Source organism: Mycoplasma sp. 6243, assembly GCF_051200785.1.
Classification (GTDB): domain Bacteria; phylum Bacillota_I; class Bacilli_A; order Mycoplasmatales; family Metamycoplasmataceae; genus Mycoplasmopsis.
The window spans coordinates 672,702-698,147 of the sequence record NZ_CP195154.1; the positions used below are offsets into that span (position 1 = coordinate 672,702).

General features: G+C 26.0%; 22 protein-coding genes. 1 reads left to right on the top strand and 21 read right to left on the bottom strand.

Annotated elements, in window-relative coordinates; genetic code table 4:
- Positions 1-54 precede the first annotated feature (54 nt).
- From ACR82Z_RS02785 to ACR82Z_RS02825, 9 genes are all read right to left on the bottom strand, one after another.
- Positions 55-1,668, bottom strand: coding sequence for an MHO_4530 family protein (locus ACR82Z_RS02785; RefSeq protein WP_435128472.1), 1,614 nt, complete (start codon positions 1,666-1,668; stop codon positions 55-57).
- A gap of 1 nt (position 1,669) precedes the next feature.
- Complete coding sequence (locus tag ACR82Z_RS02790) at positions 1,670-3,847, bottom strand: ATP-dependent helicase (RefSeq protein ID WP_435128475.1); 2,178 nt, start codon at positions 3,845-3,847, stop codon at positions 1,670-1,672.
- A 9-nt stretch (positions 3,848-3,856) separates the two neighbouring features.
- A complete protein-coding gene (locus ACR82Z_RS02795) occupies positions 3,857-4,510 on the bottom strand; it encodes an RDD family protein (protein WP_435128478.1) in 654 nt (217 codons plus the stop codon).
- Positions 4,510-5,535 (bottom strand): glycosyltransferase family A protein, encoded by a 1,026-nt coding sequence (locus ACR82Z_RS02800; RefSeq protein WP_435128481.1) that lies wholly within the window; start codon positions 5,533-5,535, stop codon positions 4,510-4,512. Before ACR82Z_RS02800 ends, ACR82Z_RS02795 begins: the two co-directional genes overlap by 1 nt.
- Before the next feature lie 89 nt (positions 5,536-5,624).
- Positions 5,625-8,063: a protein translocase subunit SecDF gene (secDF, locus tag ACR82Z_RS02805; protein ID WP_435128484.1), complete on the bottom strand. Its 2,439-nt coding sequence runs from the start codon at positions 8,061-8,063 to the stop codon at positions 5,625-5,627.
- 115 nt (positions 8,064-8,178) lie between these two features.
- Positions 8,179-9,132, bottom strand: a complete 954-nt coding sequence (ruvB, locus tag ACR82Z_RS02810) for a Holliday junction branch migration DNA helicase RuvB (RefSeq protein ID WP_435128487.1) — start codon at positions 9,130-9,132, stop codon at positions 8,179-8,181.
- Positions 9,113-9,706, bottom strand: a complete 594-nt coding sequence (gene ruvA, locus ACR82Z_RS02815; RefSeq protein WP_435128490.1) for a Holliday junction branch migration protein RuvA — start codon at positions 9,704-9,706, stop codon at positions 9,113-9,115. The genes ruvB and ruvA overlap by 20 nt, the downstream gene beginning before the upstream one ends.
- A 74-nt stretch (positions 9,707-9,780) precedes the next feature.
- Positions 9,781-9,984: a 50S ribosomal protein L32 gene (gene rpmF / locus ACR82Z_RS02820; RefSeq protein ID WP_435128492.1), complete on the bottom strand. Its 204-nt coding sequence runs from the start codon at positions 9,982-9,984 to the stop codon at positions 9,781-9,783.
- Positions 9,985-10,191: 207 nt separating this feature from the next.
- Positions 10,192-10,893 (bottom strand): hypothetical protein, encoded by a 702-nt coding sequence (locus ACR82Z_RS02825; protein ID WP_435128495.1) that lies wholly within the window; start codon positions 10,891-10,893, stop codon positions 10,192-10,194.
- A 189-nt stretch (positions 10,894-11,082) separates the two neighbouring features.
- Between ACR82Z_RS02825 and ACR82Z_RS02830 the strand changes: the two genes are divergently transcribed.
- Entirely contained in the window at positions 11,083-12,960 is a 1,878-nt protein-coding gene (locus ACR82Z_RS02830) for a ribonuclease J (RefSeq protein WP_435128498.1), read from the top strand.
- 23 nt (positions 12,961-12,983) lie between these two features.
- On the opposite strand, the gene ACR82Z_RS02835 is transcribed toward ACR82Z_RS02830, so the two are convergent.
- The 12 genes from ACR82Z_RS02835 to mnmG form a co-directional block, all read right to left on the bottom strand.
- The gene (locus tag ACR82Z_RS02835) at positions 12,984-14,294 is read right to left on the bottom strand and encodes a hypothetical protein (protein ID WP_435128500.1); all 1,311 of its coding nucleotides are present in this window, start codon (positions 14,292-14,294) and stop codon (positions 12,984-12,986) included.
- Positions 14,278-16,266: a S8 family serine peptidase gene (locus ACR82Z_RS02840; protein WP_435128503.1), complete on the bottom strand. Its 1,989-nt coding sequence runs from the start codon at positions 16,264-16,266 to the stop codon at positions 14,278-14,280. Before ACR82Z_RS02840 ends, ACR82Z_RS02835 begins: the two co-directional genes overlap by 17 nt.
- A gap of 106 nt (positions 16,267-16,372) precedes the next feature.
- Positions 16,373-16,642, bottom strand: coding sequence for a hypothetical protein (locus ACR82Z_RS02845; RefSeq protein ID WP_435128506.1), 270 nt, complete (start codon positions 16,640-16,642; stop codon positions 16,373-16,375).
- 40 nt (positions 16,643-16,682) lie between these two features.
- The gene (locus ACR82Z_RS02850) at positions 16,683-16,874 is read right to left on the bottom strand and encodes a hypothetical protein (RefSeq protein WP_435128509.1); all 192 of its coding nucleotides are present in this window, start codon (positions 16,872-16,874) and stop codon (positions 16,683-16,685) included.
- Between the two features lie 62 nt (positions 16,875-16,936).
- Positions 16,937-17,095 (bottom strand): hypothetical protein, encoded by a 159-nt coding sequence (locus ACR82Z_RS02855; protein WP_435128512.1) that lies wholly within the window; start codon positions 17,093-17,095, stop codon positions 16,937-16,939.
- Positions 17,096-17,286: 191 nt separating this feature from the next.
- Positions 17,287-18,261 carry a hypothetical protein gene (locus ACR82Z_RS02860; RefSeq protein ID WP_435128515.1) on the bottom strand — a complete coding sequence of 325 codons (975 nt, stop codon included), beginning with the start codon at positions 18,259-18,261 and terminating at the stop codon, positions 17,287-17,289.
- Between the two features lie 163 nt (positions 18,262-18,424).
- Entirely contained in the window at positions 18,425-20,230 is a 1,806-nt protein-coding gene (gene infB, locus ACR82Z_RS02865) for a translation initiation factor IF-2 (protein WP_435128518.1), read from the bottom strand.
- Positions 20,205-20,507: a YlxR family protein gene (locus tag ACR82Z_RS02870; protein ID WP_435128521.1), complete on the bottom strand. Its 303-nt coding sequence runs from the start codon at positions 20,505-20,507 to the stop codon at positions 20,205-20,207. The genes infB and ACR82Z_RS02870 overlap by 26 nt, the downstream gene beginning before the upstream one ends.
- The gene (locus ACR82Z_RS02875; protein WP_435128524.1) at positions 20,488-22,248 is read right to left on the bottom strand and encodes a NusA N-terminal domain-containing protein; all 1,761 of its coding nucleotides are present in this window, start codon (positions 22,246-22,248) and stop codon (positions 20,488-20,490) included. Before ACR82Z_RS02875 ends, ACR82Z_RS02870 begins: the two co-directional genes overlap by 20 nt.
- A 7-nt stretch (positions 22,249-22,255) precedes the next feature.
- Positions 22,256-22,687: a hypothetical protein gene (locus ACR82Z_RS02880; protein WP_435128526.1), complete on the bottom strand. Its 432-nt coding sequence runs from the start codon at positions 22,685-22,687 to the stop codon at positions 22,256-22,258.
- A 144-nt stretch (positions 22,688-22,831) separates the two neighbouring features.
- A complete protein-coding gene (locus ACR82Z_RS02885) occupies positions 22,832-23,266 on the bottom strand; it encodes a 23S rRNA (pseudouridine(1915)-N(3))-methyltransferase RlmH (RefSeq protein WP_435128529.1) in 435 nt (144 codons plus the stop codon).
- Complete coding sequence (mnmG, locus tag ACR82Z_RS02890; protein ID WP_435128532.1) at positions 23,266-25,086, bottom strand: tRNA uridine-5-carboxymethylaminomethyl(34) synthesis enzyme MnmG; 1,821 nt, start codon at positions 25,084-25,086, stop codon at positions 23,266-23,268. The genes ACR82Z_RS02885 and mnmG overlap by 1 nt, the downstream gene beginning before the upstream one ends.
- Positions 25,087-25,446: the final 360 nt, after the last annotated feature.

Here is a 25,446-nt window from a genome sequence, read left to right on the forward strand (position 1 = left end):
TAAAAAATACCTTTTCCCACCTTGACAAAGGAGAAAAAGGTAGATTACAATTAGTTATTCAGATGTATAAAAATATTCTACTTCTGCTTTTTGCATTATATATGTATCAATATTTTTAATAACATCTTCATATATTATAAGAATGTTGCGATTCTTTGCTAATGTAACTAATGAAAACACTTCTAAGAAGATGTTATTGTTTAAATGAATTTTTTTTGATATATCCTTTCCTATTACAATAGCTTTTAATTTAACATCGTTTATTATATTAAATAAATTTTTGTCAATTGTATTAACATATAATGTTGTTGCAATACGCTTTTTTAAATTTTCCGATATTTTCTGTTTAAGTTTTGGAACATCAAATATATTTTTTTCGCTATATACTAGTGGGATTGGTGATTCTTGTGTTATAAAAAAATTATCTTGCAAAAAAACTTCCTGAGAAATTTTAAATAACTTATTTTTTGATTTTTTTGTCAATTTTTGCGATAAAAAATCATTTCATTTTGGTTGGAAAATAAAGTTTAAGTAAGGATTATTTTTAAATATTATAAAATTTTTATTGTTTTCAAAGTTATTTTTGCATTTTAATTCTGCTACTGATAATCTTGTAACATCATTGGAATTATATTTTAATATTTTGTGTTTGCTAATATCAAAATTTTCATCTAAATTATTATTAATAAATAAATATTGCGATAAATCTGTTTTAAATTTCAAAAACTCTTTATCTTTTTCTATTAGTTTTTTATTAAGAAATTCATTGTATGAATCTGGTTTTGCAACAATGTTATATAATGAAAATTTTAAAATTTCTTCTACTGCTGATATTTGATTTAGCGAATCAATTTTACGTTCAAATACCGTTGCTGCAAGTAATATTTGTGTATATAATGATAATTCATTGATGTTTTTTACTTTATTAATATAATGCTCTATTTTAGTTAAAAAATTCTTTTTTATAAGAAAATAAATCATTCCATCTTTATTAAAAAAGTATGATTTCTTTATATTAAAATTAAATAAATAACCAATATTACTTAAATCTGTATCATTTATATGATTTGAAATTAAGGTATGTGGTTTTAAAGCAAAACCCAAAACTATATATGAACCGAGTCTTATATTTGTTTTTTCTTCATATGAATTATTTATGATATTTAATGGTTTGTTTTCTCTAAAATTTGTTCATTTAATCTGACAAAAAAATTCACCTTTTTGGTTGTTTGTAACTTGCATATGATAAGGTTTTTTGTGAGTAAAATTTCTATCAAATCTAAAAATAAGTTTGTCAATAAAACTAAAGTCATTACGAATTTTATTATTTATAAAAACCTGTAAATCTTGCAACGAAAAATTATTATTTTGATTTTCTAAAACAACTTCTATCTTACTTGCACTCTCTAAATCGAAATATTCTAAAAAGTTTTTTAACGGAATATACTTATACATTTTAAAATCACTTTTTTTAGAATCAAAAATTGTTGCAAGAAAATAAAACCTTGGATTTAATCGTATTACTCGCTTATTGTTATAATCAATTTTAAACAAAATAACACCAGATGCACTTCGGTGATATAGATAAAAAATAGCCAAAGCAAAAACAACTATGATAATTAAAATTAAAATTGCACAAATAATAGCTAAAATAATTCAAAGCAGCATCTTATCTCTCTTTTAAAATCCGAATAGAATGATGGGTTTTATTTAACGTTCGTGTTTCTCCATCTTTAAATTTAATCACAGCGTCATTGTTATCACCTAAATCAACTACTTCACCTTCACCGAACATTGTATGCGAAATTTTATCCCCTATAATCATTTTTGAATTAATTGATTTGATTTCATCTTCGTTTGTAATGCTTAAATCTAATCCGTAGTTTGAGCCGGCAATCAACGAATCTTGCACATTAATTCCTATTTCATTTACAAACCGAGATGGTTCCTTATCTAAATTTGTTCCGATTATTTTGCCTCGTGATGAACTTATAAATAATTTCTTTTTTGCCCTTGTTACAGCAACATATGCTAATCTGCGTTCTTCTTCAAGCATCTCTTCATCAAGGATTTTGTTATCTTTATCATACAATCTTTGAGTCGGAAAAACTCCTTTAGTAAGCCCGACTAAAAAGATGTTATCATATTCTAATCCTTTAGCTGAATGGATAGTCATCAAAGTAACAAAATTGGTATTGCCATCTGAATCATCATTTACAGATAAGAAATTAATATAATTTAAATAATCTTCAATTGTTTTATCTGGATTTTTCTTTTCCCAAATCGCAATTGAGTTAATTAATTCATTAACATTTTCTTCGGCAGTTCCGCGTAGGTTTTTGTTTTTTTCAATAAATTTAAAATATTGTATTTCTTTTAAGAAAAACTCAATGACTTGTGCAATTTTTGCTTTTGGTTTAATCAAGGCTTTATGATATCTGGCAATTAAACCGATAAAACCTTTAATTTTTTCCGAAACAGAACGATGTTCCTTAATAAATCTACTTCAGTTTTTCATCAATGCTGTTAAGGTACTGTTTTCATTAGTTGAATCAACAAAATGTTTAATGATTTGAAGATTTTTTTCACCTAAACCACGATTTGGAACATTAATAATCCGCTGCATTGATAACTCATGACCGTTAAAGATTACTCTTAAAAATGCAACTGTGTCTTTGACCTCACTACGTTGATAAAACTTAGTCCCATTCATAATTCGATGTGGAATTCCTTCTTCAATAAGGATTTGCTCAAAAGCACGTGAATAAAAGTTAGAACGATACAAAATAGCAATCGATTTAAGTTGATTTTTCTCTTTTTTAAGTAAGTTTATCTCATTTACAACTCATCTAGCTTCTGCTTCTTCGTTGAAACTATGCATATATTTAATATTTACTCCTGATTCATTATCAGTAACTAAATCTTTATTAAAACGAATTTTGTTATGCTTAATTAACTTATTAGCAGCATCTAAAATCTTCTTTGTAGAACGATAATTAACATCCAAAACAACTGTTTTAGCATTTGGAAAATCTTTGTTAAAATTTAAAATTAAATTAACATCCGCACCTCGTCAATTATATATAGTTTGATCTGGATCACCTACAATTGTTAAATGTGTATGTGGTGTAATAATACTCTTAATAATTTGATATTGCAGCACTGATGTATCCTGAAACTCATCGATTAAAATATAATCATATTTATTCTTATATTTTGTTAAAACATCGGGACGTAATGTAAATAAATTATTAGTTTGTAAAATTAAATCATCAAAATCTAATGCTCCATTTTGTGCTAAATAATTAGTATATTGTACATAAATTTTGTTTAAAATACTTTTTTCACCTTCTTCTTTATATAAATCAGAAATGTTTTTATTAAAGTTTTTTATGTGAGAAATATGTTGCAATGCACTTTTATAACTTACCTCATTAGTTGTAATATCAAATTCTTTGTATATTTTTGCAAGAACTTGTTCTTTATCAGCTTCATCGATAATAATAAAATTATTTTTGTATCCTAATAAATGAATTTCTTTTTTCAAAATACCAGCACAAAAGGAGTGAAATGTCATAATGTTAAGTTTATCTTTGCTTTCATTACAGTATTTTTGAATTCTACCCGACATCTCTTGTGCAGCCTTGTTAGTAAAGGTTACAGCTAGGATTTTACTTGGAGAAATTCCATATGCATTGATTAAATAGGATACCTTTCGAGTAAGTACCTTAGTTTTCCCTGTTCCGGCTCCTGCTATAATACGTAAAGGGGTATCGAAATATTTAACTGCCTGTGCTTGATGTTCATTAAGATCAGCAAGCAAATTAATCTTCTTATTTATATTCATATGCTTCCTTTATGGTAAATTAAATTGATCACTACGATATATTTGTCTTCATTGATAGCGAAATGGTTCTAATATATATTGATTATTTGAAGTTGCTTCAATTTGTTTATTAAAGACCATTCTTGAGTTAGTTAAAAAATCAGTTAATGAAAGTCTTTTTTTTCAAAAAACTAATAAAAAATAATTAGCAAATTTTGTAAAACCAAGCATAGAAAATAAGGTAGTGCTAACTTTAATAGCAATATTATTCTTGATACTTTCATTGAGTTCTGGGATTTTTTTATCTGTAACTTTTATATCAGATGGATAAATAGTCGCAAGAAAAAATAAAAAAATAAATGATATAAAAAATGCAGCAATAATATTTCTCTTTAAGAGCATTTTTATCTTAAATACTTTACTGTGGGTATCAATTACTTTACATTTAAAAATATATTCACCGAACATTTTCCCTTTTGTTAGTCAAGGGAAAAAGAAATAATATAAATTTGATCAAAGAATTGCAACTACAAATGCTAAATAGTAATTTAAAGCATTTATTTTTTCTTTTATAACTGAATTATGTGAAAATCCTCAAAAGATTAAATAAATAACTATTGCATAAATAATAAAATTTATTAAATCGATTGTAAATCTTCTTAAAAAATTAACATTTTGATACATTATTCTAATGCTGACAAAATAGGTATTTTACGAAGTTTCTTGCTATCAGATAAAATCAGCGAAGTTTCAGTTGATGTTTTTCTTATATATGGATTTGATGAATAGTAATTATTTGCACAAAATTGGTTTTCTAACTTCGTTAATAACTCAAAGTGTTTATCAAGTAAAAATTTACTTCTTTTTTCTTTAATTATTCTCCTTTCATTAAAGAAAATTGTTCGATACATCAATGAAGTACCAATTAAAAATCCAGTTAAAAGCAACTTAATAAAATAGGATTTAGCATATATAAATTCTTCATCACATCTATCTTCAATTGGTTTATTTAACATTCGTTTTTCTATTCCATTAAAACTTCCAAGTAAATGTTTGGTATTAAATCAAATATCAGAATCAAAATATTCACGATATATTCTGTAATCTAAATACATATAAGTTTTTGCTTCTAATAATAAAATATAATTTATTTCAATACACATTTTAGTATCATAATTGTTTGCAGGAATATAATTTATTACCTTTTTTAATAGTTGTTTTTTGAAAATTTTATTAAAAATAAAAGGGAAGGCATATGCTATTACTGATTTATTTTTGCTAATTAAAACAGGCTTATCAGTTTGTTGTCGAAGTTTGGGTTTTCAACTAATAGAACCAATTATTCTTGGTTTAAGTTCTAATATATCAACATCATAAAATTTTGCTTGATTAACTATTTCAGAAACATAATTTTTTTTTAGATGACTTGTGCTATTTATTACAGCGATAAAATCACCTTTAGCAAGTTTAAAAGCACTAAGTAAGTTATACTGATATGAATTAATTTTACTGTTATATATAACAATTAAGCGTTCTTTAAAGAAGTCGTAATATTCACTAATTACCCTCATAACTTGTGTTTCTTCATTGCTATGATTAAGGCATAAAATAACCTCAAAATCCTGATTATCTTGTTCAACTAAATCTTTTAAATATTTTTTAACATCTTTTTTATATTTATTATCAAGCGAAATCAATGAAAGCTTCATTTGAACTCCTTATTTACTATAACATTAATTTTATCATATTTATGCATAAATTCATTAAAAATGACCTTTCAAACTGTGAAAAGTCATTTTTATTTATAATCGTTAATCCCGTTGAAAACTTGCTCTTCTGTTTTATTAACTTCTCAATAACCACTTGCATCACGATTGATTTTAATTCTTTGATGTATTTGTTCAAAGAATACAAAAAATCTTGTTGTAACAAATAAACTTGATATAAGTAATATTAATAATCCAAACAACATAAAGACACCAAATCATAGATTTGTTGTTATATTAAGAACTAGTAAAATGATTAAAGTAATCATTATTATTATAAGCAAATAAATAAACTTAGTGATTGATTTGCTAATCACATCGTTTATAACTAATTTAACATCCGTTTTTGACAAACTGTGTTGATGATATCTATGACGTATTACTGCTTTGATGTTAGCAAATAAATTAGTTGTAATATAAATATATATTGATTCTAAGATTAAGAATGCTACTAGAACATAATTATTCAATGGTATTCTAGTAATGAATAAAATTGCATATAGACTTAAAAACAATAAGATAAATCCTAATAAACCTGCTACAGCATATGTAATACCTATTCGGATAATATAGTAAATTACAATTAATGCAGAGAAAATAGCAAATAAAATAATTGAAATAACTAATGATTTGCTGAGTTCTTTGTTAGAAAGTTTGATAAAATCAATTTTTAAACTTACATCAGTTGCACCTTTTATTATTTTTTGAATCTGGATAACTTCTTGATCCGATAAATTTTGCTTAGATGTTGCAATGATGCTATAGTAATCAGAATTTGAATTTCTTGCTATGTTATATACTATGTTATAAGATTTCAGTTCTGAATTTTCATTTAGTTTATTTACTAATTCTTTTGCAATTGAGTTGGATAAACCTAAATGCGAATCATTATAATTATCAGTAATAAAAAACATTGTTCCACCACCTGCATTTGTATCAATGCTAAATGATGCTAATGTATTTTTATAAACTGTAGATAAAGTAATAAAAACAATTAATCCAACTACTATTATAATGAAAATAAAAATAATTAAGTAATTAGATGTTTTTATTCAATTAACTTTTGAAAAGTTTGATTTAGGTAATGTGTCTGTTTTTTGATAAATTCCATAAATTCAATTCTTTTTTTCAAGACCATTATTTATTATAAATTCAAGAGTGTATTTATTAAATACTAAAACAATAAAAACTAAAAAAACTGAAGCAATTACATATATTACCGAAGCAATATTAAATGTGTTTTGTCCAAGGAAATAAGTAAATATACCAAGTATTAAGATTAAAATATTCGTATCAACAATCGACCAAACTGAATCGCGGTATGAATTTTTGATTGCTTTTTTCTGAGTATCTCCTTTTTTTATCCGATGCTTCATTCGATCAAAAAGTAAAATACTAGTATCCAAAAAGAATCAATAACTAGAAATAACAAAAATAAAGGTGTATGGTGAATATTCCCCTCGCAACGCTGTAAAGATTAATAATGTTAGAAAAATATATAACGCTGCAGAAATAGTGTTTAATGCTCCTAAAATACCATAATTAACTATCATAAAGATAGAAAGAACTACAAAAATAGTAATAGCAGCAATCATTGTATAAAACACTGTAGAATTATCAACTTCTTGATGAGCATATACACTTGAAACAAGATCTAATTTATAATCATCAAGTGCAAAATTAATCTCATTTGCCAAATCTGTAGCTTGATTATTTGTATAATTATTTGATAGACGAATTGGTTGCCCATTTTGGTTAATTAATAAACTACCGATAAAATATTTTTTAAGGTTTTCTTTAATCAAGTTATCTTTTTGTGCATTTGGTTCCCTAACACGTTCATTAACATGCACATAATTTCAAAGATTCTTGTTTGCTTTTTGTCAACCTGATGCATCATTTTTTGCAATTAATTCTAAATCCTTATAATTAAGTCAAAAAAGCATATGTTTATCTTTCAATCTTAATACACCCTCAGTTGCTTGTGCCCATTCTGAATTTTCTGAAACAGCAATAGATATAAAGTTTGAATTATCAAAATTTGAAGGTGTATAACTAGCACCATCTTTTTTAAATGGTGGGAATAATTTATCATAATCAGCAGTATCTAAACTAAGATTAGAATTATATTTACCTTCTAAGAATAATGGTTTTAAATCAGAATCCGTAATTAATAAACTTGGTTTATCTACCAATTGATGTTCAAATTTTGATTTTTCATCATCGTTAAAGTTTCCACTTTTATTTACCAACAAATAACCATCGGATAATGTTGTAACATTGCTACCACTAATTCTCTTTGCGATATCTACATTAACTTTCTCTGTTTCAGAAGCATTTGCTAAATTACCATTATATTTCACCGATATAACAGTTTTAATCCCATTAGTGTAATCTATGGATGTGTTCGATGATTTACCAATATAAAAAATGCTACCAAACACAATCGCAATGATTGCAGAAATGAGCATAAAAATACTTATTATGGATCTAAAAAATTTGTTCGAAAATAATAATTTTTTCATATTATTCATAAATATAAATATACCACAATTTATGGTTTTTTTTAGTAAGATTTAGTATTTGTTATAATATTTTTTGTGAAATTAAGTAATCAATCCCTTTAGATGTAATTCTCCTTCCTCGTGAACTTTTTTCAATTAAATTAAGATAAAGCAAAATCGGTTCAATTTCAGTTAGGATATCGCCTTTTTCACGAATAGTTAGACCTGAAATAGTGTTTAATGACACACTATTTTGATTAAAACCATCCTTTAGAATTTCTAAATACTGAATATGTTCGTTTGTTAATCCGTATTTATAAATTTCCAAACTTCTTAAAGTTTTCTTAGTAATCTTTTTATCAATAATACCATTATTATGAGAGATAGCAAAATCGTGTACACGCTGAATGATGTGATTTGCAATTCTAGGTGTCAATCTTGAATATTCACATAAAATTTCTAAAATTTCAGTTGCAACTTTTATATTCAATTTGGTACATGTATTCTCAAGAATTCTTATAATATCATCTTTTGTGTAATTAATAATTCTACCAATATAGCCAAAACGATCCTTAAGTGGTTGGATTATTTCGTTAATTTTAGTAGTTGCTCCAATCAATGTGAATGGTTTTATCTTCATACGCATCGAACGAGAATTACCATCTACACCTATGATTAAGTCAAAAACAAAATCTTCCATTGCATTATATAAAAATTCAATCACTGCTTTATTAATACTATGGATTTCATCAATAAATAATATATCTCCTTCGTTAATTACAGAAAGCATACTGATTAAATCAGATTTCTTCTCAATATTTGCTCCCTGAACATAATGAATGCTTTTACCATATTCATTTGCTATAATTGTAGCTAATGTTGTTTTACCCATACCAGGAGAACCATAAAAAAGTATATGTGGAAGTACTTTGTTTTGGACTTTTGAACTTTCTATAATTGTTTTTAGTGTATTTTTTAAATGATTTTGTCCTATAAAATCATCAAAATTTTGAGGCCTAAGCTCTAATTTCTCCATCTTTATTTCCAGTAATTAAACCAATGCTTTCTTCTAGCATCTTATCAAAGTCTTTTTTCTCTGTAATATTTAAAAGCGCGTAATCAATTTGTTTTTTCTTGAAACCTAATGTTGATAATGTGTTTGATAATTCATTAATCATTGCAGTTGATTCGGAATTAGTTTGAATGCTTTTATCAACCATTTTTCTTCATTTATCACCTAATTCTAAGCATATAAGTCGTGCTGTTTTTTCGCTTACAAATTGACATTTTGCAATTTCTTCTCAATTATTTTGTGCAATTGCATTTGCTATTAGTTCTCAACCTTTATCCAAGATGATAATCGCTACTTTTGGTCCTACTTTATCTACATTTAGTAAATCCATAAATAGGATTCTTTCTTTAAATTCCTTAAACCCATAGAAATTATGTAGATAATCTGTTGAATGTTCATAAATGTATATTTTCAATTTTTGTCCTAATTCAAAGCGATTTATGCTTGGAACAGTTACAATGTAACCATCACCTTTATTTTCAAATATCAAGTTATTTTTATTTTTGTGAACTATTTCACCGATTTTATAAAGTATCATTTTTTCCTCCACTGTATATATAAAAAAAGAACTAATTACAAACTAAAAAAGGCGAAAAAAAATAGCAAATGCTACTATTTCTGAATTCTGTCACTTTGTGCAACATAGTGTTTAACTTTTACACCTTTGTAAAAACCACAATTTCAGCATACAACATGTTGTTCAATTGCTTCTGAACAGTTACTGCATTTTACTAAATTAGGTAATGTTAAAGCACTGTGTGTTTGTCTTTTGTGTTTACGTTGTTTAGATGTTTTACGTTTTGGTACAATAGCCATGGTTTTTCTCCTTTGTGGTTTTTTTAATAAAAATTATCTTAATAATTGAAAGCTTTTTAATTATATTAAAAAAGATTATAAATAGAAATAAAAAATTATGTTTTTTATCTAATGAAATTTATACTTAATAGATTCTTTCAAAAACATTAACTTTTACTTTTTTAACTATATTACAGTTGTAAAAATACAACTGGAAGATAATTATAGTTAGTATTTTAATGTATCTTGATATAAATCGTAAAACATCCCTGAGACAACGGGTTGGTTTTTATAAAATAAAGTTTTATAATCTTGTGAAATAAACACATAATTTCGGGTTTGAATATCTTTGATTTTTGTTAATATTTTGGCTGGATAATGAAAATGCCTAGATAATGGTATCTTGTAAAAATAATCTGACTTTTTCTGCTGCATATCATAATCTTTTGCATAAACAAATATTCCGTTGCTTCGGAAATTAAGTTGTGTGTTCTCTCTTTTATCTAGTATTTTATGATATAAAAGATTGCTCTTTCCTAATTTATTATTATAATCACGATATTTTTTTAAGTCTTTTTGCATTCTTTTAAAGGTAAAAAATGAATTCGTGTATAAAAACAAATCAATTCCAAAAAGAACCAATAAAGTTATCATAACTGCATTAAAAGTATCGTATGAATTTGTGTTAATCTTTTGTTTTCACAGTATAAATAAGAGCAAAATAGAAATAAACGAAATTACACTGATTATTGTTATAAAAATTAGAATTTTAATATATAATTTAATTCTTTGATACAAGAAATCAAAAACTTTGTTATCAATCTTTGCTTTAGCATTCTTAAGTCGATATAAACTAAAACTAATATAATCTGATACAAATTTGTTATAAGGTATCAGAAATCAAATCATCGAATAAATTATACCTATCATATTCTTCCTTAATCTTTTTATTTTTATAATTATATCATTTGATATAAATTCACTAAATTTTTGATATTTTTAGTCTAATTACTTTTATTTTATAAATCTTTTGATATAAATATTAATAATTATTATTCTTATTTACAAAATTATAATATTTCCTTAAAAATAACTTATCAAATTAATGCAGGAGCATAAATGAACAATACTATTCCTACTAAAATTTTAGGTTTAGGTGGTTTACTTGAAATAGGTAAATCTACCCTTATAATAGAACATTTAAATCATATTTTTATCATTGATTCAGGAATTAAATTTGCTGATACTTATAATACTGGTATCAAAGGGATTGTACCTAGATATGAATATTTAAAGCAATCTAATAAAATAATTGAAGGTGTTTTTATCACTCATGGGCATGAAGATCATATTGGTGGAGTTGTATATTTAGCAAAACAAGTTAATATTAAAAAAATCTTTGCCCCAAGAATTGCAATTCAATATTTAAAATTAAAATTTGATGAACATAAAATTAATAAAAATATCGAATTTATCGAGATAAATAAATCAGATGTACATTACTTTGATAATAATTGTAAAGTTGATTTTTGAACTGCACAACACTCAATTCCAGATGCTTTTGGTATCAGAATTACAACTCCAAATGGTTCAATAATGTGTACTGGAGATTTTCGTTTTGATTATACTCCAATTGGTAATTACACAGATTTTGCCCGCCTCGATGAAATCGGAAAACAAGGACTTACAGCACTTTTATCCGATTCTACTAATGCAATGCGTCCTAATCACTCACCAAGTGAAAGTGATATTTTGACTGACATTGAACGTATTATTACTGATGCAAAACACAAAATTGTTGTTACAACTTTTGCATCAAACCTTACAAGAGTTAAAGTTATTATCGAACTAGCTCAAAAGTTAGGTAGAAAGGTCATTACATTCGGAAGATCAATGATACAAGGAGTGAAAATTGGCCGCAAGTTAGGTTATATAAATGTTAGCGATGATGTTTTAATCGATAAAAAACAACTTGCAAGCACACCTAATAAGGATTTACTAATTTTAACCACCGGATCACAAGGAGAACAATTAGCAGCTTTATCAAGGATGAGCTATGGTAAACATGCTACTATAAAAATAACCAAAGGTGATGTAATTATATTTTCCTCAAGTCCGATTCCTGGAAATCGCATGGTTGTAGAATTACTTATTAACCGACTTTATAAACTAGGTGCAATAATCAAAGAAAATGGTATTGATGGTTATTTACATACATCAGGTCATGCATATCAATGAGAGCATGACAAAATTTTTAGACTAACTAAACCCAAATACTTTCTTCCTTATCATGGTGAATACCGAATGTGTGTTGCACATGGAAAAACAGCAATATCAAATGGTGTAAATCCAAAGAATGTTTTGATTTTAGAAAAAGGTGATGTATATCATATGTTGAATCAAAATATCTATAAAACCAATGAGAAAGTTGATTTTGGACCAGTTTATATTGATGGTAATAAAGTATTAACAATTAATGCAAATATTATTAAACAAAGGGAGATGCTGAAAGAATCTGGTTTTGTAAATATAGTATTTTTAATAGATAAAGAAAAAAATATGATTATTGGTAGACCTAATATTATCACTCGTGGAAGTTTCTTTGTTAAAACATCCAAAGAATTAGTAGATGAAGCTCGACGTATTAGTCACGGAGCAATCTTACATCAAATCAAAAACTCGAATAATTGAACCACCAAGGATTTAGAAAAAGTTATTATCGATAGATTATCTAATTTGTTTTATAAAGAAAAACGTCGTAAACCAATTATTATTCCTACAATTATATTTACCGAAGAAACAGCTGATGAAAGGATAAAAGAATGTAAAATTAATTTTACTAATTCTAAATCAGATACACAACTTTGCCATATCGAAAACAAAGCGCAGATAATAAAAAACAACAAAAAACAAAAAAAAATGCTTGATGATTTAAAGCAAGAAATTTTTGGTGATGTTTGTGCAGATGATGATCATGACGAAGATGATGAAATTTAAAATAACAAGGTTTTCTTGTTATTTTATCTTTGCTTTACCAAAAAGTCATTAGTTTCTTTAAAATTTAACACACCTTTAAATTTAATACTATAATTATTTGGTGCTTGAAAAACTTCTAAAATAAGATTTACTTTAACATCACTTGCTTCCTTATTTTGATCATCACTTCTTCTTGAATTAAATTCAAACACTCTTTCTGATATTTTAGCTAATGTCATTTCCTTATTTCTGCTATTAATATCATATTTAATTGTTTGATACGGATAAGTAAAATGATATATATTACCTTTTTCTTTTATAATACGAATATATAAATTATTATTAGTAAGTATATCTGAAAGGTCTTTTGCTTTTAAATATTGAGATTGAAAAATATTTTTAATTTCTTGTTTAGACAGATTAAGATGTAAGTTTTGTGAAATATTATATATATTGTCTAAAAACTGATTGTTAAATTCTGATTCATTAGTTATTTTCAGATACTCAGTAGTTGATGGTATTAGAGCAAGTATATCATTTGTTAAATCACCTAAAAATTCTACAGGTTTATATATTATATCTTGTCTAATTTGCGCCTTATTTATAAGTGACTTTATGTCAATTTGTTTGTCCCCTAGAATAAAATCGTCTTTTTTGTAATGCAATTCATTAGATAAATTGTTAATATACTGATCTATTTGGTCATTAGGAAATTCTTTAATTTCATAATCCTTGTTTTTAGGTAACTTAAAGATTGTAAATATCTTTCTTGTATAATAAATATAAAGGTGTTTAACATCTAAATAATAACCAGGTAGAATTTTAAAAATTTTGATTTTCCCCTTATCATTTTCCGCATCATAAACAAGATAATCTAGATAAGATGGGATTTGATACGGGGTTTGCTCATAAATTAAAATATTTTGTGTTTTTAATATATCATCTATGTTTTTAGCATCTAAAAAATCATCTTCAAATGTTTTTGTTATTTCTTCATCACTCATAGATTTATTTAAGTTATATTTTTGGTAAAGTTCATTAACCTTACCTACAACATTCTTAATAAACTCATCTTTTGTTTTAATTAAAAGTGGTTGATTAAAATAATTAACAGCACTTCATTGATCTTTTTTGTAAGGAATAAATTGGTCAAAAATTTGTGAATTATTTAGTTTAATATCTTGTGATTGTTGTTTTAATCTTAGTAAATTTATTGAATATCCAAGGTTACGTTCGGCTTGTTGAGTTTCTGAATTTTTATTATCGTGTTTTGAAGTTGAACATGCAGATGCAATAATAGTAATAATAGGTGTAGTACCGAAAATAAATTTAAATAGTTTATTTTTGAACAACATATGTATATGCTAAAATATCATCCACTGAGTTATCAAATAAAGCTGATTTATATTTCCTTACTACTAATCTATATTCTCCTGAACCATCTGATTTATATTCAATTAATTCATCATTAGATGTTGAAGATTCAGATCTTGCAACTTCAACTCAACCTTTATTATACTCATACTTTTCTAAGATAAAATCATAATCTGAAAATTTCATTTTTTGTTTTTTTAATACTTCATCTGTTTTTAATCAATCTGATTTGTGGTGGGTTTTTTCTCATTCTGATGTCTCTCTTTTTACACGATCTGACTCTACTTTGTTAGCTATTAAACCACCGATTGGACCTAAAAATCACCATCAATTTACATTTGAATTGTATTTTGGTTTATTTTCAAGATTCTTTAATAAACCTGCATTAAACATTCATGATAACGATGCTTTTAATATTTGGCCTGAATTTAAATAAATCGAATTTGATCTTTTAAGAATATCATTAGTATCGGATGAATTGATCTTTAATATACTTAAATTATCTGCGGCTATTTTCATATTTTCAAAGTCAGGTATACCTGATCCATATAAATTGCTAAAACCATTAGATTTATTGTGTTGTTTCGGATCGTTTGTTGATATAGCAGAAGCACTAAGGATACTTTTTAAAGCAGGTATTCTAGTTTCATCATTATCTAATATTAATTTTTTCTCTCTTAATAATGTAGATAATAATCCAGTTATAACTGGTGCAGAAAAACTTGTTCCATTTTTTTCTTCATATAATTCAAATGTTCCAGGTGTAGTTATAAATGGTTTTGCAACATCACCATTACTTGGGTCAATTAATATATTCGAGTATGATGCAATTCGGTTGTCTTTTATATTTGCTTCTAAATTCTTATTTAATGCACCTACAACAATTGAATTGTAAGATAATGAATATTTATTTATTCAATTCATTCCTCTGCCATCATTACCATTTCCAGCAGAAAATACATTTACAACACCATATTTTCGAGAAAGATAATCAACTATATAACTTTCTTCACCGTAAAGTTTTTCTCTTAAATTAAGACCACTTCCGTAACTATGGTTAATAATTCTAATACCTTTATCTATAATTAAATCTTCAAGTCTTTTTTGTCAGTCGCTATTTTTGCCATCAAAAGATGTAAAATAAATACTTGCTTTCTTATCAAAACCTTCCTTGCCACCTACAATAGATGAAACAATAATACCGTGATCATCTACATTTTCTTTTGTCTCTGTATATTGATTCAAAACATACATATTATTTTTAAAAAAATTATATGTAGTCGAATAATTAAGTTGTCCTCTATATTCCATAACACCTACATTATTTTCATTGTAACTGGTATGACTATTTAGATCTTTTTGATTTTGTTTTTCAAAATTTACTGTTTTATAAATTTGATATTTATTTTTGATTTCATATCTGAAAAGATCATCTCTGTATGAATAATAATTATCAGGAGATTCATAAATTTCTTTTACAGGTATTTTGATATTTGTTATATCATTTTTATAAAGAATAAATCTATTAACCTGATTATCTTTATTTAATTTATGTATAAATTCTTTACGATTATCTTCATTTTGAAAATAAAATCATACTATCGGTGAGATTCTGCTTGAAGTAGAACTCAGAAATTTTAATCCTATTTTTTTAACATAATTAATAAAATTTTGATTTTGTTCTTTTATATATTTTTCATCATTGAGTTGTGAATCGGTTAAATATTTATGATTTAATAAAACTTTTAACTCATAATCATTATTTATTTGTTCAACACTTGAATTAAGATTATAATTTTTACCAAACGAATCTCTAACTTCTAACTTTAGATCATTTGTTTTTTCATATCATTGGATGTTTTTACTTGTATTTGGTGTTGATACGATTGCAATAGGTAAGACAATAGCCGATGTTATACCTAATGCTCATAAAAATTTTCTTCTATTTTTCATTTTACTCCTTTTATTTTAATTGATAACATTATTTAACTATTTTATTTAATATATTTTTTATAAAGGCAAGATTCCACTCCACCTAATATATTATTTTCTTTTAATATTATTTTTGTTTTACTAAAAAATCATTGGTTTCTTTAAAGTTTAATATACTTTTAAATTTCACACTATAATCCTTTGGTATATGAATAACTTCATAAATTAAATTTGATTTAATATCATCAAGTCAAAGTAGATTATATAGATATAACCTGCTTGAATTAAAACTAAATATTCTATCTGAAATTTCTTCTAATAAACCTTCTTTGTTATTTGTTCGATATTTAATGGTTTGATACGGATATGTTCAATGATATATATCACTTTTTTTCATTTATAATACATATTTTAATACTAAAACATCAACTAAATTTTTAAATTGAGTTGATTTGTTTATATCTATTAAGTCTTTTTTTAATCTTATTTACTATATCATTGATTAATTTATTAAATATTGATAAATATAATTTATTATTAACATCATATAAATTTAGATACTTTAATATCCTCGGTTTATAATCTCAATTGTTTATAAATTTTGATATCAGTTTATTTTCAATAACCATTTTACTCCATTTTTTAATTTTAAATTGATAAGGTAGGTTTTATTTAAGGCTTAAACGATTTTTTAATACATTAAAGTGGGAAATTCAGGATTGATTAATTTATTAAATATTGATAAATATAATTTATTATTAACATCATATAAATTTAGATACTTTAATATCCTCGGTTTATAATCTCAATTGTTTATAAATTTTGATATCAGTTTATTTTCAATAACCATTTTACTCCATTTTTTAATTTTAAATTGATAAGGTAGGTTTTATGATATTTAATTATTTACCTTAATAAGATTTCATCCTTTTTTAACCTTATCTATAATTATAATAACATAAAAAAGTGAAATTACAAAATTTTTTATATTTGTTATTAAAAAAACCAAGAAATTTTACTTCTTGGTTTTTTGCTAATGAACTATAAATTATCAGATGTTAATTCATCATACCTTGATCAGTTGGTAACAAAAAATGTTTTATTTCTAACCATTTCATTATCTTTATCAAACAATTGATAATTTTCGCTTTTAGGAACACTGATAAACAAAGCAATTGGACGATGTGAATTACGAACATTTTCGCTGTTAGGCATAAATCAATTAATAAGATATACTTTCTTTAAAATACTATCTAAATTAAAACTATAAGCATCAATATTCCTTGCATAATTATCTGTAAAATAATAATATACATTGTTATTATGCAGTAAATTTTCTAAGCTTGTATTTGCTACTAATTGAGCATATTCTTTAATTCGACCTACTTGATAAGAATTTAAATTATTAAAAACTATATCATCAATATTTGAAAGAGTACCAATTTTTTGAAAATTTTCTTTTATAGCTTCATATTTTTTGTATTCATTAACACTTGCTTCATCTTTTGATGTAGATAAACGATAAAAATCGTGTTTTTTATTAAGTTCATTTTTGTTTAAAAGTGATATATATTCATTTTCCTTTTGAAAATAAATTGCAGGATGATATTCATTAAAGAATGATAAATTATCAAAATTCTTTTTACTTTGTGATCTTACTGCTTGCGAAAAATTACGAACTAAACTTTCAAATCTTTTCACTTCTGAATTAGAAAGAATTTTATCTAAATCAGATTGATCTCTTCCCTCATTTTTGGCTTTATCATATGCTCTATATTTTGTAAGATTATTATTAAAGAATTCATTATTTTCAGTTCTGATTTTCTTTTGTAAATCTAATACAGATTGAACAGGTGAAATTTTATCATTTTTACCTGGGGTTTGTTTATCAGTTCCACCAACCTTAATTTTTTCATCGTTAATCTTCCGATAACTACATGAAATAGCAGCCGATGTTGTTATTAGAGCCAATAAAGAACCACCAGAAACCAAAATTTTTCTAACACTTTTTTTCATAATTATTTAATGTTTTTTAAATATTGCTCCATAATTGATATATATCTATATTATAGTCTTTTTTAGCAATTCAAACATTCTTATAATTTTTCTGGTATATAAATATTTCTAGATAAAAAATAAATATGTTAATTTTTCACATATTTATACTTTAAATCAATTTTTAATTAATTCTTACTTCTTCATAGAATTCTAAAACATCATCTTCTTGGATATCATTAAAATCTTTTATATGTGTACCAAAGTCTTTACCTTTTACAACTTCTTTTGCATCATTTAATTCACGACGTAAAGTTTCTAGTTGTCCTTCGTGAATTATTTTTCCTTTACGATATACTTTTACCTTACATTTTTCGCGAACCACACCAGCATCCATCATACATCCTGCAATCTTTCCTACTTTTGAATAAAAGAAAACCTTGATAATATGTGCTTCACCGATCTTGCAATCTTCATAAATTGGTGCTTTTAATTCATCTAAAATACTTTGACAATCTTCAATTATCTTATAAATTACATTATGCTCAATAATACTAATATTTTGTGCCTGAGCATTTTGTTTCATATTTGATGGTGTTTTTAGGTTAAACACGAAGATTATAGCATTTGATGCTTGTGCTAGTAATAAATCATTTCCGCTTACAAACCCTGCAGATGCAGCAATAACCTTTATAATTGCTTCATCATTTTCAAGTCCATTTATTTGTCCTTTGATAGCTTCAGAAGTCCCGTGAACATCTGATTTAATTATAATATTTATTATTTTTTTACCATCTGAATTTGCATTTACTAATGATTTATCATGCAATAAATTCATTTTATCAGAAAAAGCCTTTTCGTTAGCTAATTTCTTTGCAAATTTTTCATCACTAAATCCAATAAATTTATCACCAGCATCAGGGGCATAATTTAATCCTGTTATAATAGCCGGCATACCTGGATAAACTTTTTTAATAGGATGTCCGTTTGTATCAGTTAAAGAACGAATCCTTCCATATTTAGAGCCAGCAACAATAAAGTCACCTTTATATAATGTTCCATTTTCAATTACTATTGTAGAAACTGCACCAGCACCTTTATCAACACGTGATTCGATAACTGTTCCAATTGGATATCGTTTTGGATTAGCTTTTAAATCTAAAAGTTCAGCAAGTAAGGTTATTTCATCAAATAATTGAGTTAAACCATCACCGTTTATTGCTGATCCATAAACTATTTGAGTGTCTCCACCGTATTCATTGATTACAACTTCATTATCTGCTAACTCTCCCTTCAAACGATCTAAATCCTTGTTAGGCTTATCCATTTTATTGACAAAAACAATAATAGGAACATTAGCTGCCTTTGCATGTTGAATCGCTTCTTTGGTTTGAGGCATTACACCATCGTCTGCTGCAACAACTAAAATAATAATATCAGTAATTTTCGCTCCACGAGCACGCATTTTAGTAAATGCTTCATGCCCTGGAGTATCTAAGAAAGTTATTTTTGCATTCTTATGTTCAATTTGATATGCTCCGGTATGTTGGGTAATCCCACTTGATTCGGTTGCGACAATATTCGATCGTCTTATTTTATCTATTAGGGTGGTTTTTCCATGATCAACATGACCCATCACAGTAATAATTGGACTACGATGAATTAAATCTTCTGGTTTATCTTCAAAATTTACTTCATCTAAAAAGTTTGATCCATCAACATTTGTTTCTTTTTGAAAGTCTAAATTATTTTCTAAACAAATTTCACCAATTTCTTCTTCGGATAAAATGTGATTAAGATTATACATTTTACCTTGTAAAAAGAATTTTTTGATTATGTCGTTTGCATTAATACGAGTAATTTTAGCAAAATCTCCGATAGTCATTTTACCTGTAAAAATAAACACTCCATCTTTTACTTCAGTTTTTGCTGTTTGTAGTTGTTGCTTTATTTCAGCAACATTACTAATCCGATGTGTTTTCTTTGACATTGATCACCTCCTGAATTTGTGATTCCAAGTCATCGTAAGTTTCTTTAGTGACATTGGTACGAAAGGTACGATTTAATGCTTTAGTTCTTCTTATTTTATTCCAATTTTCAAAAGATGGAATAAAATAAGCACCTCTTCCTTTCATATTTTGATTTTTATCTAAAATAACTGTATTTGCTTTGCGATTAAAATCAAAACGCAACATTTCCTTAACATTTACTATTTGGTTAGTCGCGATACATTTACGATTAAAGTTTTTAAGATTCTCATTCATCATCAAAATCATCAAAATTAATATCTGTATCTAATCCATAGTTCATTAAATCATTATCAACTTTAAAGTCTTTAATCTTCTTGTATTCAGTAATAACTTTTTTCTCTTTTTTAATTTGGTTTTTATTATTAAATTCTTTTGGTTTATCACTACTTTGCATACTATTTTGAAATTCTTCTATTTCTTCTTCTGCTGCAAAGTTAATATCAAATGATGAATTAATATCATCTACAAAATCATAATTATTTAACTCACTATCAGATTGAATTTGGTTATCAACTTTTTCAAATAAATCATCAAACATACTTTCACTAGATTGTTTAATTTTATCATTTGTTTTTTGTAATTTATTTTTTTGTTGTGAATCAATAGTTTCCGATGTATTTTGTTTAGCAATTAATGAATCGCTAGTCTGCATACGCATTGAACTATAAAAGTCTGCTACATCTTTATCAAAATCATCCATTGAAATATTGATATCTTTAAGATATTGATTTGGTTTTGATTTTCTTAGTTTTTTATTTGTGTTAAATAACGATTTTTCTCTTGGAAAAAATGTCTTTTTAACTTCTTTTAATTTAAATGGTATTTTTAGTTGCATCGCTTTTTCAACATCAACAACTTCTATTTTGGTTTCAGTTAATTTTGATGCTAAGTCAATATTTAATGCGCTGCGACCAATTGCTTTTTTAAATTCTTCTTTTTCAACTACAGCATAGGCTTTTTGAGTTTTCTTGTGCAAAACAACATCAATTACTTTAGCAGGCGATAATGCATTTTTAACATATTCTAATTTATTTGCAGATCACCTTATAATATCTATTTTTTCTTTAATAATATCAGATACAGCAATGATTCGTTTGGCTCCCTCACCAAAAATTGAACCAACAATATCGTAGTTAAAGTTACGATTTGGATTAACTCTTACAGCTACCTTAGAACGAATTCCTGGTATTCTTTGCACCTTAACAATTTCGATATCTCCGCTACCTATTTCAGATATCTGAGTTTTTAAGGTTTCTTGGACTTGGTTTGGATCAATCATAGAAACTTCTAAAACATTGAGATTATTTTCTAAATTAATACCTTCTAATGTAACCTGTATATCTGAACCAGGATGTATCGGTTCAGAACGATTTAATTTATGTTTTGATAAGTAAGCTTTATATAAGCGATTATCTTCTAAGATTTCGACTAAAAATCCACCACGAACCATAGTTGATAAAACCTTAGCATGAAATTTTTGACCTATTTTATTAGCAAAAATATTGCTTATACGTTCTTTATCAACAAATTTTAACTCACTGCGAAACCCGTTTTCTATAGCAGCACGATGTTTTTTACTGATTCAACCAAAATCTCAAATTATATCAACTGTATCACCTGAATGAATATTCGGATTTAAAATTTTCGCTTCTTTAATATGAATAAATAATAATCTCTGTAAATCTGGTTCACTATTTTTCTCATTTATTTCTTCAAAAACAATTTCATCTGAATCATCTACCACTATAATATTATGCTTGATTAATGTGATAGTCTTATCTTCGTGATTAACTATAAAATCAATTTCTGCATCAGGATCTATATCTTTTGTTATAACTTTTAATGTTTCTTCTTTAAAGATATTTAAAATGGTATCAAAGTCAAAATTTTTAGATTCTGCATATGAGTAAATCATTTGATATAACTGATTTTTTTCATTTATTCTTTTGTCAATAACAATATTTTTATTTTCTGCCATATGTTCCTTAAAATTTAATATATAACTCTACTGAAGAAATATTATTTTTTTCAAATGATACTTTTCGCATCTGCCCTTTTTTATTTCATCTAACAAGTATTTTATCATCAAAAACTTCCAATAATGTGACTACAAAGATATTATGTGATTCATAACTTTTAATTGTTTTTATTTTTATTTCTTTATTTATATAACTTGTTAAATCATTGATATCTAAATCCGTTTTTAAACCTTTTGATAAAACTTCTAAATTATATTCATCTTTAAACCAATTTTGAGTGTTTAAAAACATCGAAACTTGTTTGGATAATTCTTCAACTTGCTTTAAGTCAGTAAACTTACTTGTAATTTCTAAAGTTTGTCCAAAATCATTTGAAACCATTTTTGCATCCAAAATATTATCACCAAATTGTTCAATTAAAATTTGTTTATAGTTCATTTGACTCCTTAAAATAAGAAAAGTTGCACTGACGTACAACTCCTTATAATTCATAAAAAAGAGAAGTTGTTATATTATAGCAGTTTATGATAAAAATTTATTATTAATTTAGATTTTTTATTTTATATTAATAAGATTAAAAAATTATTTATGATAAGTTATATTATTTTTAATTGTAAAACTTCGATATATTTGTTCAATAAGCATTATGCGAAATAATTCGTGTGGAAAAGTCATTTTGGAAAAATTTATCTTATTTTCAAAATATGATTCATCAACTCCATTTGAACCTCCAATTACAAAAGTAACATTATCAATATCTAAAAACAAATTACCGAATTCTATTGAATCATATTGTTTTGCATTGGTAGATAAATAAAATACTTTTGAGTTTTTAGGTATCTTCTCAAGGATTAATTGGGTTTCTTTTTTTATTTTCAAGTCAATATTATCATTTTTTTGTTCTTTGATTTCTATTAAATTAATTTTTGCAAAAAAAATAATTTTCTTGATATATTGTTTATAGATATCTTGGTATTCTTTTGATAAACTTCCAACAGCGATAATATTCAATTTCATTACTTTTTGCTACCTAAATAAAACATCAACATTTGTATATCAGTAGGATTTATCCCGGAAATCCGAGATGCCTGACCTATGGTTTGTGGTCGAATTGCTTCAAGTTTTTGTCGAGCTTCTGTTGCTAAATTCATCACTTTCTGATAATCTATATCTTTTGGTATTTTTAGTGAATCTAAGCGCGACATTTTTTGTGCTTGGATTTGTTGTTTTTTAATATAACCATCTAAACGGATAATGGTAGTAAGTTCATTTTTGAATTCAAAATCACCTAGTACTTCTTCCGCCTTAACATCTGGACGGGCTAAAACTTTTAACATTGAAACTCCATTTTCTATTCCATATTTTTGTGCTAATTGTGACTTTGAAGATAAAAATTCTTCACTCAGTTGCTTTATTTTTGCATCTATGGTTTGATATTTTTTTAGTACATAATCATATGTTTGTTTAGAAACCAATCCGATTTGATATCCATATTTAGATAAACGTAAGTCAGGGTTATCATTACGCAATAACAATCGATATTCAGCTCTAGATGTTAACATTCGATATGGTTCTTTTGTTCCTTTTGTTACCAAATCATCTATTAATACTCCGATATATGCATCATCACGCTTTAAAATTAATGGCTCTTTATTTTCTAGATTTAATGCAGCATTTATTCCTGCAATTAATCCTTGTGCGGCTGCCTCTTCATATCCACTTGTTCCATTGATTTGTCCTGCTGTATAGAGATTTTTAATCACTTTTGATTCTAAGGAGGGTTGGATTTGCAAGGGATTCAAAGCATCATATTCAATTGCATACCCTCATTTTTGGATGCGACAATTTTGTAATCCTGGTATAGTTCTTAACATCCTATCTTGCACATCTATTGGCATTGATGTTGACATCCCGTTTACATATATAATACTTCCATCAGCTGTTTCAGGTTCAAAAAAGATTTGATGACGATGTTTATCTCGAAAACGCATTACTTTATCTTCTATGCTAGGACAATATCTAGGTCCCACCCCTTCGATTAAACCTGAATACATAGCAGATTTACCAATATTTTCTTCAATTATTTTGTGTGTTGCATCATTTGTATAGGTAAGATAACATGAAATTTGTTTATCAAGTTTGATGTTAGAACGGTTTGAAAAAGTCAATATAGTATCTTCTAAGTCTTCTTTTTCTACTTGTGAAAAATCTATTGAATCGGCATAAACTCGAGCAGGTGTACCAGTTTTAAGGCGTTGAAGATGCAAACCTAATTTTTTTAGTGATAAACTAAGTTTTGGTGTAGTTTTTTGATTATCAGGTCCGGATATAGTAATTTCATCTCCACGTAAAATTCTTGAATTCATATATGTTCCAGTTGTGATCACTAACACAGTTGTTTTTATAACACTTCCATCTGATAAAACAACACCAACTACTTTTTTTTCTGAATCTGTTAAAACTTCTTCAACAACCCCTTCAATTAAATGAATATTTGGATGCTCATTTAGTGCTTTTGCAATAATATCAGAATATTTATCTTTGTCTATTTGAGCCCTTAATGCCCTAACAGCAGGACCCTTTGATTCATTTAACATCTTAATTTGAATCATCGCTAAATCTGAAAAATATCCCTGAACTCCACCTAATGCATCAATTTCACGAGTTATAATCCCTTTTGCAGGACCTCCGATCGACGGATTACAAGGCATCATCGCTAAACGCTTTAAATCAAATGAAATTAATGCAGTTTGATAACCTTTATTTCCTAGAGCAAAAGCAGCCTCCACACCTGCATGACCACCACCAATAACGATTGCTTGATAACTTTTTTTCATATTTACCTCTTTAATTTTTATTATATTAAAAATGTTATATTTTTTTAGCAAAATTTTTAATTTGTTTTGCTTGTGAATTAAATCTTAATATCTTTGTGTATAAATCCCTTTATTTTCTTTTTTTGCTATATATAACATAAAAAAGAAAATAAATTTATTTTATATAGCATCCAAAACAAAAATCGTTAAATTATTTCTTTCCTTAAAAATTCTGCTATAATTGCATAACCCATATTTTTTTATATGGTCAGCATAAAGAGTGTGGTAGTTGACAACGAAAACCATTGCCAACCGGTTTAATACACGGTGGAGAGTCAGGGGATGTATCCCAACATGCAAATGACCATCTTTATGCTCCTA